The organism is Marivita sp. GX14005 (assembly GCF_023370775.1).
Classification (GTDB): domain Bacteria; phylum Pseudomonadota; class Alphaproteobacteria; order Rhodobacterales; family Rhodobacteraceae; genus Marivita.
In genome coordinates this window covers 712,111-725,946 of the sequence record NZ_JAMCCQ010000002.1, presented here as the reverse complement: position 1 = coordinate 725,946, position 13,836 = coordinate 712,111, and the positions used below count along the sequence as shown (strand labels likewise).

Below are 13,836 nucleotides of genomic sequence, written 5' to 3'. Positions count from 1 at the left end.
ATGCGCACTCAAGCAAGGCGCTGATTTGGTTCGGGCAAACCGGCGCTATGCCGCCGCAAACATCGACGCCAGACCGGAAAAGAGCGCCCGTCCATCGGTGCCGCCATGCGCTTCTTCGGCGGCGCGTTCGGGATGCGGCATCATCCCAAGCACGCGGCGATTGGAGGACAGCACGCCGGCGATATCGTCCACCGATCCGTTCATCGGGCTGGCATAGCGGAACGCCACGCGATCCTCATCCTTCAGCCGCATCACGATCTCGTTCGAGGCGGTGTAGTTGCCGTCGTGATGGGCAACGGGAATATCGATCCGCTGGCCGGCCTCATAGCCGGAGGTGTAAACGCACGCCGATGATCCCACGATGAGCGGAAGGCTGCGGCAGATATATTTCAACCCCGCATTGCGCAGCAGCGCGCCGGGGAGGATGCCGGTCTCGGTCAGGATCTGGAACCCGTTGCAGATGCCGAGGACATGCCCGCCCCGCTCCGCATGCGTCTTGATCTCGGCGCAGATGGGCGAATTGGCGGCGATCGCACCGCAGCGAAGATAATCGCCAAAGGAAAACCCGCCGGGGATCCCGACAATATCCACGCCTTTGGGCAGCGCGGTATCCTTGTGCCAGACCATCTCGACACGGAACCCGGCCGCGCGGAACGCCACCGCCAGATCGCGGTCGCAGTTTGATCCGGGGAAAACGACGATAGCGGCGCGCATCAGAGCATCTCGATCCGGTAGCTTTCGATCACGGTGTTGGCCAGCAGCTTGTCACACATCTCGCGCACGGTGTCCTCACCGGTGCCATCGGCCAGATCGAGTTCGATCACCTTACCCTGCCGCACTCCCCGGATGCCTTCGAACCCGAGCGCGCCCAGCGCATGACGGACCGCTTCGCCCTGTGGATCGAGCACCCCGTCCTTCAGCATCACATGAACCCGTGCCTTCATCGCGCTCTCCGTATGGTCGGGGCCGCCGCCCCTGCTTCTTCTCTTTCCAAATACTCGAACGGAACGGTCGCCATGGGCGCGCCGTCAGTTGATGAGCTTCGGCTTCTCCATCCGCGTGGCATTGACCGGCATCACGCCGAGCCGCCGCGCGACCTCGGTATAGGCATCGGCCAGATTGCCCAGGTCGCGCCGGAACACATCCTTGTCGAGCTTGCGTCCGGTCTCGATGTCCCACAGGCGGCAACTGTCGGGGCTGATCTCGTCGGCCACGATAAGGCGCTGGAAATCGCCCTCGTAGACACGCCCGACCTCGATCTTGAAATCGACCAGCTTGATCCCGACGCCATACATCAGCCCGGACATGAAATCGTTGACCCTGAGCGCGAGGCTCAGGATATCGTCCATGTCCTGTTGGCTGGCCCAGCCGAAAGCGGCGATATGCTCCTCGGTAACGAGCGGATCGCCCAGCTTGTCGTCCTTCAGACAATATTCGACGACCGGGCGCGGCAGCGCTGTGCCTTCCTCGATTCCCAGGCGGCTGGCCATCGACCCGGCGGCGAAATTGCGCACGATCACTTCCAGGGGAATGATCTCGCAAGCGCGCACCAGCTGTTCGCGCATGTTCAACCGCTTGAGAAAATGCGTGGGCACGCCGACGGTGTTCAGGCCGACCATGAAAAACTCGCTCAGGCGGTTGTTCAGCGCGCCCTTGCCGTCGATCACATCCCGCTTTTCGGCGTTATAGGCTGTCGCATCGTCCTTGAAATACTGGATGATCGTTCCCGGCTCGGGGCCCTCGTAGAGAATCTTGGCCTTGCCTTCGTAGATTTTCTTGCCTCGGGCCATGCGACTACATCCTGACAGCGGCGCCGGGTGGCGCGGGAGAAATTGCAACGCCGCCCGGTCCGGCGGTGTTGGAAGCCTCTTAGTGCAACCGCCTGCCTGCCGCAAGCGACGCGCGCACTTGAACCGCGCGCCGCGGCGCGTCATATCTGAAGCGACTTGAGTTCACTTCCAGGAGACCGCCCCCATGTCCACTTTCGACGATCGCGAAAGCGCCTTCGAGAACAAATACGCCCATGATGCGGAAATGCAGTTCAAGGCCGAAGCGCGGCGGAACAAGCTTCTGGGTCTTTGGGCGGCCGAACTGCTGGGCAAGACGGGCGAGGCAGCGAACGACTATGCAAAGGAAGTCGTCAAGGCCGATTTCGAAGAGGCGGGTCACGAGGACGTGGTGCGCAAGGTGTCGGGCGATCTGGGCGACAAGGCCAGCGATGACGAGATCCGCGCCAAGATGGCCGAGCTGATGAAACAGGCCAAGGCACAGATTCTGGACGAGTCGTAAGCTCTTTGTCCTGTCCTGTGCGCGCCCGCCCCGCCGGGCGCGTTCGCGTTTCCACACAGCGTTTCTTCCCTGTGCAGAGGTTTCATGTCCCAAATCGTTCTGGTCCGTCACGGGCAGGCCAATACCGTCGCGCGCGACGATATCACCTATGACCGGCTGAGCGAGCTCGGGCATCGTCAGGCGAGATGGCTTGGCGAGCATTTGCGCGAGCGCGGCGATGTCTTCGCGCAGATTTGGACCGGAACGCTGCAGCGCCATGTCGAAACCGCGGGCGCGATCGACGCCGAGAGCCCCGCCGCGGCGATCCGCGACGAACGGCTCAACGAGTTGGAATATTTCACTCTGGCCCGCCTTCTGGCCGAGCAACACGATATCCCCCTGCCCGACTCGCGCGAGGGGTTCGTACGGCATCTGCCGACCCTGTTTTCGCATTGGAAGGACGGCAAGCTCGAAGGCGCACCCGAACGGTTCGAGCATTTCGAAGCCCGCGTGCGCGACGTGCTGGGCGAGATCGCCGCGACGCGCGGCCGTTCGCTGGTGGTCACCTCAGGCGGGCTGATCGGCATGGCCATGCGTGTTACGCTCGGGCTCGATATGGCAGCGTTCAGCACGGTCTGCCTTTCGGTTCAGAACACCTCGCTAAGCAGCTGGCTGCCGATCGACGACAAGCTGGCGCTGACGCAGTTCAACGCCCTGCCGCATCTGGACGCTCCAGACCGGCTCTTCGCGCAAACGCATATCTAGGGCCAGAATTTTATTGCCTCCGGCGGAGGTATTTTGGAGCCCAAAGAAACCAGAATCGCGGGCTTTTGTCCTCGGCGCGGCGCGGCTAGGGTGGCGCCGGGCGAGGCAGGAGGAAGCGCATGCAGCACCTATGGGTCCGGGCAGAGAGCCGGGAGAACGAGGAACGGGTGGGCATCATGCCCGAGGGCGTGGCCGATTTGATCGAGAGCGGCATGCGCGTGACGGTCGAGGACAGCCCTGCGCGCGTGGTGCCTACCGCGCTCTATCGCGAGGCCGGGGCCGAGATCGCGGAGCCCGGGGCCTGGGTCGATGCGCCGGATGACGCCATCGTTTTCGGTCTCAAGGAACTGCCGGCAGACGGAACGCCGCTGCGCCATCGTCACATCATGTTCGGCCACGCCTACAAGGGACAGGCCGACGGCCGCCGCTTGCTGGAGCGCTTTGCCGCCGGCGGCGGAGCGCTCTACGATCTGGAATATCTCGAGGACAGCGAGGGCCGACGTGTCGCGGCCTTCGGCTATTGGGCGGGCTATGCCGGAGCGGCCGTCACCCTCTTGGCCTATGCCGCGCAGCACCGCGGCGGGATTTGTCCGCCGGTGACCACCTGGCATGACGCATATGCGATGCAGGAGGATGTGCGCGCGGCGCTTGGGGAATTGCGCCCCAAGGCGCTGGTGATCGGCGCTCTGGGCCGCGTCGGCACCGGCGCGGGCGATCTTTGCGAGGCGATGGGATTGGACGTGACGCGCTGGGACATGGAAGACACGGCGCATGGCGGCCCGTTCTTCGAGGTTCTGGACTATCCGCTTCTCTTCAACTGCATCCTCGCGCGCCCCGGAACGCCGGTTTTCGTGCCCGACGATGCCTGCGAGGCGGAACGCGGCCTGCGCGTGATCGGCGATATCGCCTGCGATCCGGGCAGCGATTTTTCACCGATCCAAGTCTATGACGCCGTCACGCGCTGGGATGCGCCGGTGGTGCGCGCCTGCGACGATCCCCCGCTCGACGTGATGGCGATCGACAATCTGCCATCGCTGCTGCCGCGCGAATCCTCGCAGGATTTCGCGGCGCAGCTGTTGCCCTATCTGCAAGGGCTGGATCGTCTGGAGTCCGGCGTCTGGGGCCGGGCGCGAACCTATTTCGACGAGCATTTGAAGAAGGTGACGACATGACGGTTCATTGGTGCGGCACAGGTCTTTCGACCGTTCCCGGCTTGCGTCGGCTGATTGGGGCCGGTGAGCATGAGGTGACGGTCTGGAACCGGACGGTGGAGAAGGCGCGCGAAGCGGTGGGCGATCTGACGGATGACATCCGGGCCTTCGATCTGGACGTGCTTGCCGATGCGGTGTCGGCGGGCGATGTGATCGTCTCGATGCTACCCGGCGACTGGCATGTTCCGCTGGCAGAAATGGCGATCGACAATGGCGCGCATTTCGTCTCCTCCTCCTATATCGCGCCCGAGATGCGCGCGCTCGACAGCAAGGCGCGCGCCGCCGGCGTCGCTCTGGTCAACGAGGTGGGGCTCGATCCGGGCATCGATCATCTGATGGCGCATCATCTGGTGGCCGAATACCGCGCAAGCGCCGCCTATGACGCGGACAACGTGATCTCCTTCCGCTCCTATTGCGGCGGCGTTCCGAAAGAGCCGAACGCGCGGCGCTACAAGTTCAGCTGGGCGCCGGTGGGCGTGCTCAAGGCGCTGCGCTCGCCCTCGAAATCGATCCGTCATTTCACCGAGCTCGATGTCGCCCGCCCCTGGGACGCGATCAGCCGCTATGACGCGCCTTTGCCCCGGCCCGAAAGCTTCGAGGTCTATCCCAACCGCGACAGCCTGCCCTTCATGGAGGATTACCGCTTCGATCCGCGCTGGAAGGTCAAGGAATTCGTGCGCGGCACGCTGCGCCTGAACGGCTGGGCCGAGGCCTGGGCCGATATCTTCGCCGAGGTCGGCAGCGCAAGTGACGCGCGCCTCCAGGAGATGGCCGATCAGCTTCTGACCGAGAACGCCTATGGCGAGGGAGAGGCGGATCGCGTCGTGCTCTGTGTCGATCTGCTGGCCGAGCGCGATGGCGCGCCGGTCTGGCACAAGACCTATGTCATGGATGCCTGGGGGGACGAGCGCGGAACGGCCATGGCGCGGCTCGTGTCGGTGCCGGTGTCGCTAGCGGTGGAGGCGGTGCTTGACCGCGAGATCGCGCCGGGCGTGACGCCCGCGCCAAGCGATCCGAAACTGGTGCAGCGCTGGCTCGGCGAGGTTCAGACGCTGGCGCAGCATCTGATGGTTGTCGATCATATGCGCTAGACGGCAAGGCTCTTCGAAAAGCCTTGCCAACTCTCCGTCAAAAGCTGAAAGCGCGCTGGAACGGGCTTACTCCCCGAACACGCGTGCAAAGATCGTGTCGACATGCTTGGTGTGATAGCCGAGATCGAATTTCTCCTCGATCTCTTCGGCCGACAGTGCCGCGCGCACTTCCTCATCGGCGAGCAGTTCCTCGCGGAAATCGGTCCGGTTGTCCCAGACCTTCATCGCGTTGCGCTGCACCAGACGGTAGGCATCCTCGCGCGACACGCCGGCCTGCGTCAACGCCAGCAGCACCCGCTGCGACATGACGAGGCCGGGAAACTTGTTCATGTTCTCCAGCATGTTCTCGGGATAGACCAGCAGCTTATCGATCACCCCGGTCAGACGGGCGAGCGCGAAATCCAGCGTGATCGTCGCATCCGGGCCGATCATCCGCTCGACGCTCGAATGCGAGATATCGCGCTCATGCCAGAGCGCCACGTTTTCCATCGCCGGGATCACGGCCGAGCGGACCATGCGCGCGAGCCCGGTCAGGTTTTCCGTCAGCACCGGGTTCTTCTTGTGCGGCATCGCGCTGGAGCCCTTTTGCCCCATCGAAAAGAACTCCGCCGCCTCCAGCACCTCGGTCCGCTGCATATGGCGGATCTCGATGGCGATATTCTCGATGCTGCTGGCGATCACGCCCAGTGTGGCGAAGAAGGCGGCGTGGCGGTCACGCGGGATCACCTGGGTGCTGATCGGCTCGGGCACGAGACCGAGCTTGTCGCAGACATGTTCCTCGACCGCCGGATCGATATTGGCGAAGGTGCCGACCGCACCGGAAATCGCGCCTGTCGCCACTTCGGCGCGGGCATCGCGCATGCGGCTGAGGTTGCGGTCCATCTCCGCGTAGAAACGCGCGAAGGTCAGGCCCATGGTCGTGGGTTCGGCATGGATACCATGGGACCGCCCGATGCGGATCGTGTCCTTGTGCTCATAGGCGCGGCGCTTTAGCGCGGCCAAGAGCGCCTCCAGATCGGCAATCAGGATATCGGCGGCGCGCACCAGTTGAACGTTGAACGTGGTGTCCAGCACATCAGAGGATGTCATGCCCTGATGCACGAACCGCGCCTCTTCGCTGCCCACATGCTCGGCCAGATGGGTCAGAAAGGCGATCACGTCGTGTTTCGTCTCGCGCTCGATCTCGTCGATGCGGGCGATGTCGAACTCCACGTCCTTCGCCTTCCACACCGCCTGCGCATTCTCTCGCGGGATCACGCCCAGATCGGCCATCGCGTCGCAGGCATGGGCCTCGATCTCGAACCAGATGCGGAACTTGGTGGCCGGTTCCCAGATGGAGACCATGTCGGGGCGAGAATAGCGGGGGATCATGCGCGATCCTTTCTTGAAACGGGCTTGCGGGTTTTGTCCGCTCTCCTAGACTGCAGAATTCGACCCGGCAAGGGAGCCTGCCATCAATGAGACGCTTTGCCCTGCCATGACAATTGCGGACCTCCCATCACTGCGCGATTTCGAAGGCTCATGGGCCGTCTCGCGGGTGATATTGGATCGCACCGCCGGGCCTTGCCGTTTTGACGGGACGGCCCAGTTTTCATCAACATCTTTTGGCCTGCACTATAGCGAGGCGGGGCGGCTTTACCTGCCAGACCATGCTCCGATCCGGGCCGAACGGCAGTATCTTTGGCAAAGTTGCGGCAATCGCATCGAGGTGAAATTCTCGAATGGTGCAGCTTTTCACACTTTCGATCCCGCCGATCCACGCGCCGCGCATTTCTGCGACCCCGACAGCTATAGCGTCACCTATCACTTTGAAAACTGGCCGATCTGGCGCAGCACATGGATCGTACGCGGCCCGCGCAAATCCTATCGCATGGTCACGACATACCGGCCGGACGCATCGTGATTTTGCCGCATGGGCAAACCGTGCTATCTTTTCGCGCACAAGAGAGGAGAATTCCGATGATCAAGACAGTTCTGGCAAGCTCCGCCCTTCTTGTCGCCACCGCGACCGCTGGATTGGCTGAGTGCAAGTGGGGCCATGAGCAGGCCGTCATGACCTGCGCCGAAGGCACCGTTTATGATGCGGAAACGAAAAGCTGCAAGGCGCTGAGCGGCTGAAAGCTGGCGCTATCGCGCTCCATCCCTGAAGGCGGCGCTTGAGCCGTCTTTTTTTTGTTCGTTTTTTGTTCACGCTGACCCTTTGTTAACTTCCCGGCCCTATCCCGAAACCAGAAGAACGGAGACGGGTCGATGACGCAGCTTGCCGCAATATCCGGAACGCAGATCGCCGCCAATGCTCGAGGCGCGGCCGCACAACTTCCGCGCCGTGCCAAGGCGGCCATTATCGTGCAATTCATTCTCAAGGAAGGCGCGGATGTGCCGCTCAGCGCATTGCCCGAAGATCTGCAGGTTCAACTGACCCAACTTCTGGGCGAGATGCGCTATATCGACCGTGCGACGATGAATTCTGTGATCGAGGAATTCATGACGGAGCTTGAATCCGTTGGCCTCTCCTTTCCCGGCGATATCGCCGGCGCGCTCTCGGCGCTTGACGGCAAGATCAGCGACCGCACGGCGATGCGCCTGCGCAAGGAAGCCGGCGTGCGCCAGATCGGCGATCCCTGGTCCCGCATCGCCGCCCTCCCGCTCGCCAAGCTTCAGGCGCTGGTCGCGTCCGAATCGATCCAGGTCGTTGCTGTCATGGTCTCCAAGCTCGATGTGTCAAAGGCGGCGGAGCTTCTCAGTTCCCTGCCGGGGGAAGTTGCGCGGCGGATCACCTACGCGATGTCCATGACCGATGCGGTCACGCCAGATGCGGTCGATAGGATCGGCCTGAGTCTCGCCGCGCAGATCGATGCCGAACCGCCAAAGGCATTTAAGGCCCAGCCCTCCGAACGCGTCGGCGCGATCCTGAATTTCTCGCGCGCAGCCAAGCGGGACGAGATTCTGACCGCGCTCGACGAGGAGGACGAGGCTTTCGCCAGCGAGGTGCGCAAATCGATTTTCACATTCGCGCATATCCCCGAACGCATGAAACCGATCGACGTGCCCAAGCTGACCCGCGATCTGGATCAGGAGGTGTTCGCGCAGATCATCTCCGGCGCGACGTCGGAGGGGGACAACGCGGCGGTGGAGTTCATCCTGTCGAATATCTCGGGCCGCATGGCCACCGCCTTGCGAGAGGCTGCGGAGGAACTGGGGGAGGTCAAGCCGAAACAAGCCGAAGCCGCGATGGGAGATGCCGTGCGCGTGATCCGCGATTTGACCGATAGCGGCGAAATCACCTTGGTCGAACCCGAAAGCGAGGAGGACTAGGCCCGAATGACCGAGCCACTATCCTTGCGGAACACGAAACACCGATCCCGCCGCACCGTCAGCCACATGACGGTGCCGGCGTTCGGCAAAAACACGTTCGGAACCGTGGCCCGGATCACGCTGCCGTCATGCTCCATGCGGAAATCGACAAGGCTTTCCGAGCCCATGAACCGCGCGCGCTCGACAACACCCTTCGCGGGCGTTCCGGCAAGCGGCGTCGGGTTGGGGCCGCGGCCGTGACGGTCGAAATCGATACCGACATGCTGCGGGCGGAACACGATTTCGACCTCGCCGCCATCGGGAACACCCGGCGCGAGGAATTGGCCGAAAGGCGTGTCGGTCAGCGCGCCGCGCACGGTCCCCTCAAGCAGGTTGATATCGGAAAAGAACGCGACCGCTTCCTTGTCGGCAGGGGCGTTGTAGATGTTGTATGGCGCGCCGCGTTGAACGATCTTCCCCTTGCGCATGAGGGCGATTTCATCGGCCATGCGCATCGCCTCTTCGGGCTCGTGCGTGACAAGAAGGACGGACGTGCCCTCTTCCTTCAAAAGCGCCAGCGTTTCATCGCGGATGCCGTCGCGCAGACGGTTGTCGAGCCCGGAAAACGGCTCGTCCATCAGCATGATCGACGGGCCGGGCGCAATGGCGCGCGCCAAAGCGACGCGTTGCTGTTCGCCGCCCGACAACTGGTGCGGAAATTCATCGATGTAATGCGAAAGCCCCACACGTTCGAGAAGCGATCCGACACGCGGCAGTTTCTCGCGCCGCGAACCCTTGAGACCGAAGCCGACATTGTCGCCGACCGTGAGGTGGGGAAAGAGCGCGAAATCCTGGAAGATCAGCCCGATGGACCGCTGCTCGGGAGGGACGCGAAACACCGTGTCGCAAACGAGCGCGCCATCGACATGGATCGTTCCCGCGTCCTGCATATCGACACCGGCGATGATCCGAAGCGTCGTGGATTTACCGCAGCCCGAAGGGCCCAGAAGGCAGGTCACATCGCCCGGATCGATCGCCAAAGACACGTCATCGACAACGCGCCTGCCATCGAAATCGCGAACGATATTGCGGATTTCCAGCCGGGGATGCGATCCGGTCACGCCTGCCTCATCAGTTATTCCGAGATAAATGATCGGATTAGCATGCAGCAGGTATCAGCCGGCACCGCTCGCGGCAAGCCCCTAGCCGCGCGTCGTGCCGTCACCCGTGACGATGTATTTGAAACTGGTAAGCTGCTCTGCCCCGACCGGCCCGCGCGCGTGAAGCTTGCCGGTGGCGATCCCGATCTCGGCCCCCATACCGAATTCGCCGCCATCGGCAAACTGGGTGGAGGCATTGCGCATGACGATCGCGCTGTCGACGCGCTGGATGAAGCGTTCGGCTGCCGAATCGTCCTCTGTCAGGATGCAATCGGTGTGATTGGAGCCGAACCGGCGAATATGCGCGATGGCCGCGTCCAGATCCTCGACCACGCGGGCGGCGATGATACTATCGAGATATTCGCAGCCCCAATCGGGCTCGTTCGCCTCGACCGTGCCCGCGATGGAACGCAGCTCGGCATCCGCGCGCACTTCGACGCCGGCATCGAGCAGGGCGCGGATCACCCCCTGCCCTATGGTATCGACCACGTCGCGGTGGATCAGCAGACATTCGGCCGCGCCGCAGATCCCGGTGCGGCGCGTCTTGGCGTTCAAGATCACGTCGAGCGCCTTGACCGGGTCGGCCTCCTTGTCGACATAGATATGCACGATCCCTTCGAGATGGGCAAAAACCGGCACCCGCGCCTCGCGCTGCACGAGCCCGACGAGCCCCTTGCCGCCGCGCGGCACGATCACGTCGATCACATCCGTCATGGTCAGCATCTCACTGACAGCCGCGCGATCCCGCGTCGGGACGCGTTGGATCGCGTCCTCGGGAAGTCCGGCGGCCGCAAGACCCTGGACGAGACAGGCGTGGATCGCGGCGGAGGAATGAAAACTCTCGGAGCCGCCGCGCAGGATCACGGCGTTTCCGGCCTTCAGGCAAAGCGCACCGGCGTCGGCGGTCACGTTCGGGCGCGATTCGTAGATCACGCCGATCACGCCCAGCGGCGTGCGCACGCGCTTGATATCGAGCCCGCTCGGACGATTCCATTCCGCCATGACCGTCCCGACCGGATCGTCTTGTTCGGCAATTGCGCGCAGGCTTTTTTCGATATCGTCAATCCGCGCGTCATCGAGCGCGAGCCGGTCCATCATTGCGTCGCTCAGTCCCTTGTCGCGGCCGAACGCCAGATCGCGTTCATTCGCCTCCATGATCTCCGCACGGCGCTCGAGGATCGTATCGGCCGCGGCGACCAGTGCGGCCTGCTTATTTTGCGGCGTCGCAAAGGCAAGCTCCGCAGCGGCCGCCTTCGCCCTCGCGCCGATATCCTGCATCAATGCGGCAATGTCGGAATGGTCTTTCATCGGTATCGCCCTCGTCCGCCGGGAATTGAAGTATCTGGAAAGAGAAGAAGATCAAATTGCCATATCGTCGCGATGTATTATCACGGCGCGGCCGGGATAGCCCAGGATTTCCTCGATCTTCGCGGAATTATGACCCTTGATCGCCTGGGCTTCATCCGCGGTGTAGCGGCTGAGCCCGATGCCGAGATCTCCGCCCGCGGCATCGCGGATCGTCACCGGATCGCCGCGTCCGAAACGGCCCAATACCTGGGTCACGCCGGGTGGAAGCAGCGAGCGGCCCTGGATCAACGCATGACGCGCGCCCTCGTCCACCGTCAGGGTGCCTTGCGGCTTCATCGACGCGATCCAGCGTTTGCGCGCAGCATGCGGATCGAGCTGCGGGGTAAACCATGTCGCCCGCGCGCCCTGTTCCAGGGCGGACAGGGGATTAGGCCGGGCGCCCTCGGTGATCGCCATCGCGCAACCCGAAGCCGTTGCCGTTCGCGCCGCCAGCAGCTTGGTCTTCATGCCGCCCTTGGACAGGCCGGAGCCAGCGTCGCCGGCCATCGCCTCGATTTCGGGTGTGATGCGGTCGATCAGAGGATAGTGGCGCGCCGCCGGATCCTGCATCGGATTGGCGCTGTAGAACCCGTCGACATCGGAGAGCAGAACAAGCTGGTCCGCCCCGACCGTCGCGGCGACCTGTGCGGCCAGCCGGTCATTGTCGCCATAGCGTATTTCATCCGTCGCGACGGTATCGTTTTCATTGACGATCGGCACGACCCCGAAGCCGACCAGCGTTTCCAGGGTCGCGCGACTGTTGAGATAGCGGCGGCGATTGGCACTGTCCTCGAGCGTGACCAGAACCTGCGCTGTATTCAGCCCGTGCGGCGCCAGCGCTTCCTCATAGGCGCGCGCCAGACGGATCTGCCCCACGGCGGCGGCGGCTTGGGACTGCTCGAGCGGCAGCGCCGTATTCGGCAGTTTCAGGACCCCGCGCCCCAGCGCGATCGATCCCGAAGAAACAAGTATCACGTCGGTGCCGCGTGCCTTGATCCGCGCCACATCCTCTGCAAGCGACAGGAGCCATTCTCTTCGCAAATCGCCCTTGTTACGATCGATAAGCAGCGCGGAGCCGATCTTTACGACGAGCCGGCGCGCCTCGCTCAGGGCTGCCACGGTTCATGCTCCGCGGAGGGCAGGTCGCGCTTTCTGGCGGATCGAACATGCCGGCGGAGCGCGCGCAGCACCTCTGTCAGCCCCTCGCCGGAGACACCAGACATGAGCATCACCTCATGGCCCGCCTCGCGTTCGAGCTCTTCGCGGAGGAAGGCGCGTTCCTCCTCGTCCAGCGCGTCGATCTTGTTGAGCACGGTGATGCGCGGCTTTTCGGACAGCCCCGCGCCATAGGTCTCGATCTCGTGAATGATGGTCCGGTAATCCTCGAGCAATGTGCCCGACGTGCCATCGACCAGATGCAGCAGCGCCGCACAGCGTTCGACATGGCCAAGAAACGTATCGCCCAGGCCGCGCCCCTCATGCGCGCCCTCGATCAGGCCCGGAATATCGGCAACGACGAATTCGGCATCATCCACGCCGACCACGCCAAGGTTCGGGTGCAGCGTGGTAAAAGGGTAATCGGCCACCTTGGGCCGCGCGTTCGAGGTCGCGGCCAGAAAGGTCGACTTGCCCGCATTCGGCAGGCCGAGAAGCCCCACATCCGCGATCAGCTTGAGCCGCAGCCAGATCGTGCGCTCGACGCCGGGCTGACCGGGATTCGCGCGGCGCGGGGCCTGGTTGGTGGAGGTCTTGAAATGCAGGTTGCCCCAACCGCCATTGCCACCCTTCGCAAGCAACACGCGCTGACCGAGTTCCGCGAGGTCGGCGATCACGGTCTCCTGATCCTCGTCCAGCACCTCCGTGCCGACCGGCACTTTCAGAACGATATCCTTCCCATCCGCGCCGGTGCGCTGGCGCCCCGCTCCGGGCACGCCGTTATCGGCGAAGAAATGCTGCTGGTAGCGAAAATCGATCAACGTGTTGAGCCCATCAACCGCCTCGGCCCAAACATCGCCGCCATCGCCGCCATCGCCGCCGTCGGGACCGCCGAACTCGATATATTTCTCGCGCCGGAAGCTGATGCAGCCATTCCCGCCAGCGCCCGAGCGAATGTAGACCTTACACAGATCGAGGAACTTCATGTCGCGTCTCTTTCAAAGCCGGTCCGGCCGGGCGTGGTGACATCCTGCTTGCGCTCTACCTGTGTCCGGTGTGCGCGGTCAAGCTGAGCGCGCATAACCGGGAGCTTGCGGCCCACGAAATGCGAATAGGTCTGGACCACTTGGCCGGTCGGCACGAAACCCAGTTTGGCGAGCACATGCGCGGACGCGTGATTGCCCTCGATCCAACCGCTCGCCAGCGCCGCACGCGATGCACGCGTGAACCGCACGATCACCATTGACGCGGCGGTCGTCATCAAACCGCGCCCCCATGCCGGCTCTTCCAACCAATAGCCAAGCTCCGGCCTTGCGGTGCCCCTATCGATCGACACAATGCCGCGCGGCGCGCCTGCTTGCTCGATGACGCGATAGAACGGATCGCTGCGATAGCGGGCGAAAAAGGCTTCAGCATCCTCGAGCCGGTAGGGATGCGGCACGCCCGTCAGCCAGCGATGCACCGCAGGCCGGACGATCTCGCGCGCGATCCAGACGGCATCGCCGTCGTGCAATGCGCGCAGGGCAACGCCACTGCTCATGCCGC

16 protein-coding genes are annotated in these 13,836 nt (G+C 63.5%); 7 read left to right on the top strand and 9 right to left on the bottom strand.

Annotated elements, in window-relative coordinates; all coding sequences use genetic code 11:
* Positions 1 to 45: 45 nt before the first annotated feature.
* The 3 genes from purQ to purC all read right to left on the bottom strand — a co-directional run bounded on the left by purQ (position 46) and on the right by purC (position 1,790).
* Positions 46 to 714, bottom strand: a complete 669-nt coding sequence (purQ, locus tag M3465_RS09830) for a phosphoribosylformylglycinamidine synthase subunit PurQ (RefSeq protein WP_249501545.1) — start codon at positions 712 to 714, stop codon at positions 46 to 48.
* A complete protein-coding gene (purS, locus tag M3465_RS09825; protein ID WP_249501544.1) occupies positions 714 to 944 on the bottom strand; it encodes a phosphoribosylformylglycinamidine synthase subunit PurS in 231 nt (76 codons plus the stop codon). The genes purQ and purS overlap by 1 nt, the downstream gene beginning before the upstream one ends.
* An 84-nt stretch (positions 945 to 1,028) precedes the next feature.
* On the bottom strand, positions 1,029 to 1,790 hold the full coding sequence (purC, locus tag M3465_RS09820) for a phosphoribosylaminoimidazolesuccinocarboxamide synthase (RefSeq protein ID WP_249501543.1): 762 nt from the start codon (positions 1,788 to 1,790) through the stop codon (positions 1,029 to 1,031).
* 184 nt (positions 1,791 to 1,974) lie between these two features.
* Here purC and M3465_RS09815 point away from each other — a divergent pair, with 184 nt between their 5' ends.
* The 4 genes from M3465_RS09815 (at position 1,975) to M3465_RS09800 (ending at position 5,335) form a co-directional block, all read left to right on the top strand.
* On the top strand, positions 1,975 to 2,289 hold the full coding sequence (locus M3465_RS09815; protein ID WP_249501542.1) for a DUF1476 domain-containing protein: 315 nt from the start codon (positions 1,975 to 1,977) through the stop codon (positions 2,287 to 2,289).
* 84 nt (positions 2,290 to 2,373) lie between these two features.
* A complete protein-coding gene (locus M3465_RS09810) occupies positions 2,374 to 3,033 on the top strand; it encodes a histidine phosphatase family protein (protein ID WP_249501541.1) in 660 nt (219 codons plus the stop codon).
* Between the two features lie 119 nt (positions 3,034 to 3,152).
* On the top strand, positions 3,153 to 4,205 hold the full coding sequence (locus M3465_RS09805) for a saccharopine dehydrogenase (protein WP_249501540.1): 1,053 nt from the start codon (positions 3,153 to 3,155) through the stop codon (positions 4,203 to 4,205).
* Positions 4,202 to 5,335 carry a saccharopine dehydrogenase family protein gene (locus M3465_RS09800; RefSeq protein ID WP_249501539.1) on the top strand — a complete coding sequence of 378 codons (1,134 nt, stop codon included), beginning with the start codon at positions 4,202 to 4,204 and terminating at the stop codon, positions 5,333 to 5,335. Before M3465_RS09805 ends, M3465_RS09800 begins: the two co-directional genes overlap by 4 nt.
* A gap of 66 nt (positions 5,336 to 5,401) precedes the next feature.
* Here M3465_RS09800 and purB read toward each other — a convergent pair whose 3' ends face one another.
* On the bottom strand, positions 5,402 to 6,706 hold the full coding sequence (purB, locus tag M3465_RS09795) for an adenylosuccinate lyase (RefSeq protein WP_249501538.1): 1,305 nt from the start codon (positions 6,704 to 6,706) through the stop codon (positions 5,402 to 5,404).
* Between the two features lie 106 nt (positions 6,707 to 6,812).
* On the opposite strand from purB, the gene M3465_RS09790 reads away from it, so the two are divergent.
* The 3 genes from M3465_RS09790 to M3465_RS09780 all read left to right on the top strand — a co-directional run bounded on the left by M3465_RS09790 (position 6,813) and on the right by M3465_RS09780 (position 8,650).
* The gene (locus M3465_RS09790) at positions 6,813 to 7,238 is read left to right on the top strand and encodes a DUF6314 family protein (protein ID WP_249501537.1); all 426 of its coding nucleotides are present in this window, start codon (positions 6,813 to 6,815) and stop codon (positions 7,236 to 7,238) included.
* Positions 7,239 to 7,294: 56 nt separating this feature from the next.
* Positions 7,295 to 7,453 carry a carbohydrate-binding module family 14 protein gene (locus M3465_RS09785; protein ID WP_249501536.1) on the top strand — a complete coding sequence of 53 codons (159 nt, stop codon included), beginning with the start codon at positions 7,295 to 7,297 and terminating at the stop codon, positions 7,451 to 7,453.
* Positions 7,454 to 7,585: 132 nt separating this feature from the next.
* On the top strand, positions 7,586 to 8,650 hold the full coding sequence (locus M3465_RS09780; protein ID WP_249501535.1) for a flagellar motor switch protein FliG: 1,065 nt from the start codon (positions 7,586 to 7,588) through the stop codon (positions 8,648 to 8,650).
* Here the strand turns inward: M3465_RS09780 and M3465_RS09775 are convergent.
* From M3465_RS09775 to M3465_RS09755, 5 genes are all read right to left on the bottom strand, one after another.
* A complete protein-coding gene (locus tag M3465_RS09775) occupies positions 8,647 to 9,750 on the bottom strand; it encodes an ABC transporter ATP-binding protein (protein WP_249501534.1) in 1,104 nt (367 codons plus the stop codon). The genes M3465_RS09780 and M3465_RS09775 overlap by 4 nt on opposite strands.
* 81 nt (positions 9,751 to 9,831) lie before the next feature.
* The gene (locus tag M3465_RS09770) at positions 9,832 to 11,097 is read right to left on the bottom strand and encodes a glutamate-5-semialdehyde dehydrogenase (protein WP_249501533.1); all 1,266 of its coding nucleotides are present in this window, start codon (positions 11,095 to 11,097) and stop codon (positions 9,832 to 9,834) included.
* Between the two features lie 51 nt (positions 11,098 to 11,148).
* Positions 11,149 to 12,255 carry a glutamate 5-kinase gene (gene proB, locus M3465_RS09765; protein WP_249501532.1) on the bottom strand — a complete coding sequence of 369 codons (1,107 nt, stop codon included), beginning with the start codon at positions 12,253 to 12,255 and terminating at the stop codon, positions 11,149 to 11,151.
* A complete protein-coding gene (obgE, locus tag M3465_RS09760; protein ID WP_249501531.1) occupies positions 12,243 to 13,277 on the bottom strand; it encodes a GTPase ObgE in 1,035 nt (344 codons plus the stop codon). Before obgE ends, proB begins: the two co-directional genes overlap by 13 nt.
* Positions 13,274 to 13,831 (bottom strand): GNAT family N-acetyltransferase, encoded by a 558-nt coding sequence (locus M3465_RS09755; protein WP_249501530.1) that lies wholly within the window; start codon positions 13,829 to 13,831, stop codon positions 13,274 to 13,276. The genes obgE and M3465_RS09755 overlap by 4 nt, the downstream gene beginning before the upstream one ends.
* Between the last annotated feature and the right edge of the window lie 5 nt (positions 13,832 to 13,836).

Bases quoted from the DNA above. Each gene is read 5' to 3' on its own strand.
- purQ (WP_249501545.1), bottom strand. From the start codon at position 714: ATGCGCGCCGCTATCGTCGTTTTCCCCGGATCAAACTGCGACCGCGAT.
- purS (WP_249501544.1), bottom strand. From the start codon at position 944: ATGAAGGCACGGGTTCATGTGATGCTGAAGGACGGGGTGCTCGATCCA.
- purC (WP_249501543.1), bottom strand. From the start codon at position 1,790: ATGGCCCGAGGCAAGAAAATCTACGAAGGCAAGGCCAAGATTCTCTAC.
- M3465_RS09815 (WP_249501542.1), top strand. From the start codon at position 1,975: ATGTCCACTTTCGACGATCGCGAAAGCGCCTTCGAGAACAAATACGCC.
- M3465_RS09810 (WP_249501541.1), top strand. From the start codon at position 2,374: ATGTCCCAAATCGTTCTGGTCCGTCACGGGCAGGCCAATACCGTCGCG.
- M3465_RS09805 (WP_249501540.1), top strand. From the start codon at position 3,153: ATGCAGCACCTATGGGTCCGGGCAGAGAGCCGGGAGAACGAGGAACGG.
- M3465_RS09800 (WP_249501539.1), top strand. From the start codon at position 4,202: ATGACGGTTCATTGGTGCGGCACAGGTCTTTCGACCGTTCCCGGCTTG.
- purB (WP_249501538.1), bottom strand. From the start codon at position 6,706: ATGATCCCCCGCTATTCTCGCCCCGACATGGTCTCCATCTGGGAACCG.
- M3465_RS09790 (WP_249501537.1), top strand. From the start codon at position 6,813: ATGACAATTGCGGACCTCCCATCACTGCGCGATTTCGAAGGCTCATGG.
- M3465_RS09785 (WP_249501536.1), top strand. From the start codon at position 7,295: ATGATCAAGACAGTTCTGGCAAGCTCCGCCCTTCTTGTCGCCACCGCG.
- M3465_RS09780 (WP_249501535.1), top strand. From the start codon at position 7,586: ATGACGCAGCTTGCCGCAATATCCGGAACGCAGATCGCCGCCAATGCT.
- M3465_RS09770 (WP_249501533.1), bottom strand. From the start codon at position 11,097: ATGAAAGACCATTCCGACATTGCCGCATTGATGCAGGATATCGGCGCG.
- obgE (WP_249501531.1), bottom strand. From the start codon at position 13,277: ATGAAGTTCCTCGATCTGTGTAAGGTCTACATTCGCTCGGGCGCTGGC.
- M3465_RS09755 (WP_249501530.1), bottom strand. From the start codon at position 13,831: ATGAGCAGTGGCGTTGCCCTGCGCGCATTGCACGACGGCGATGCCGTC.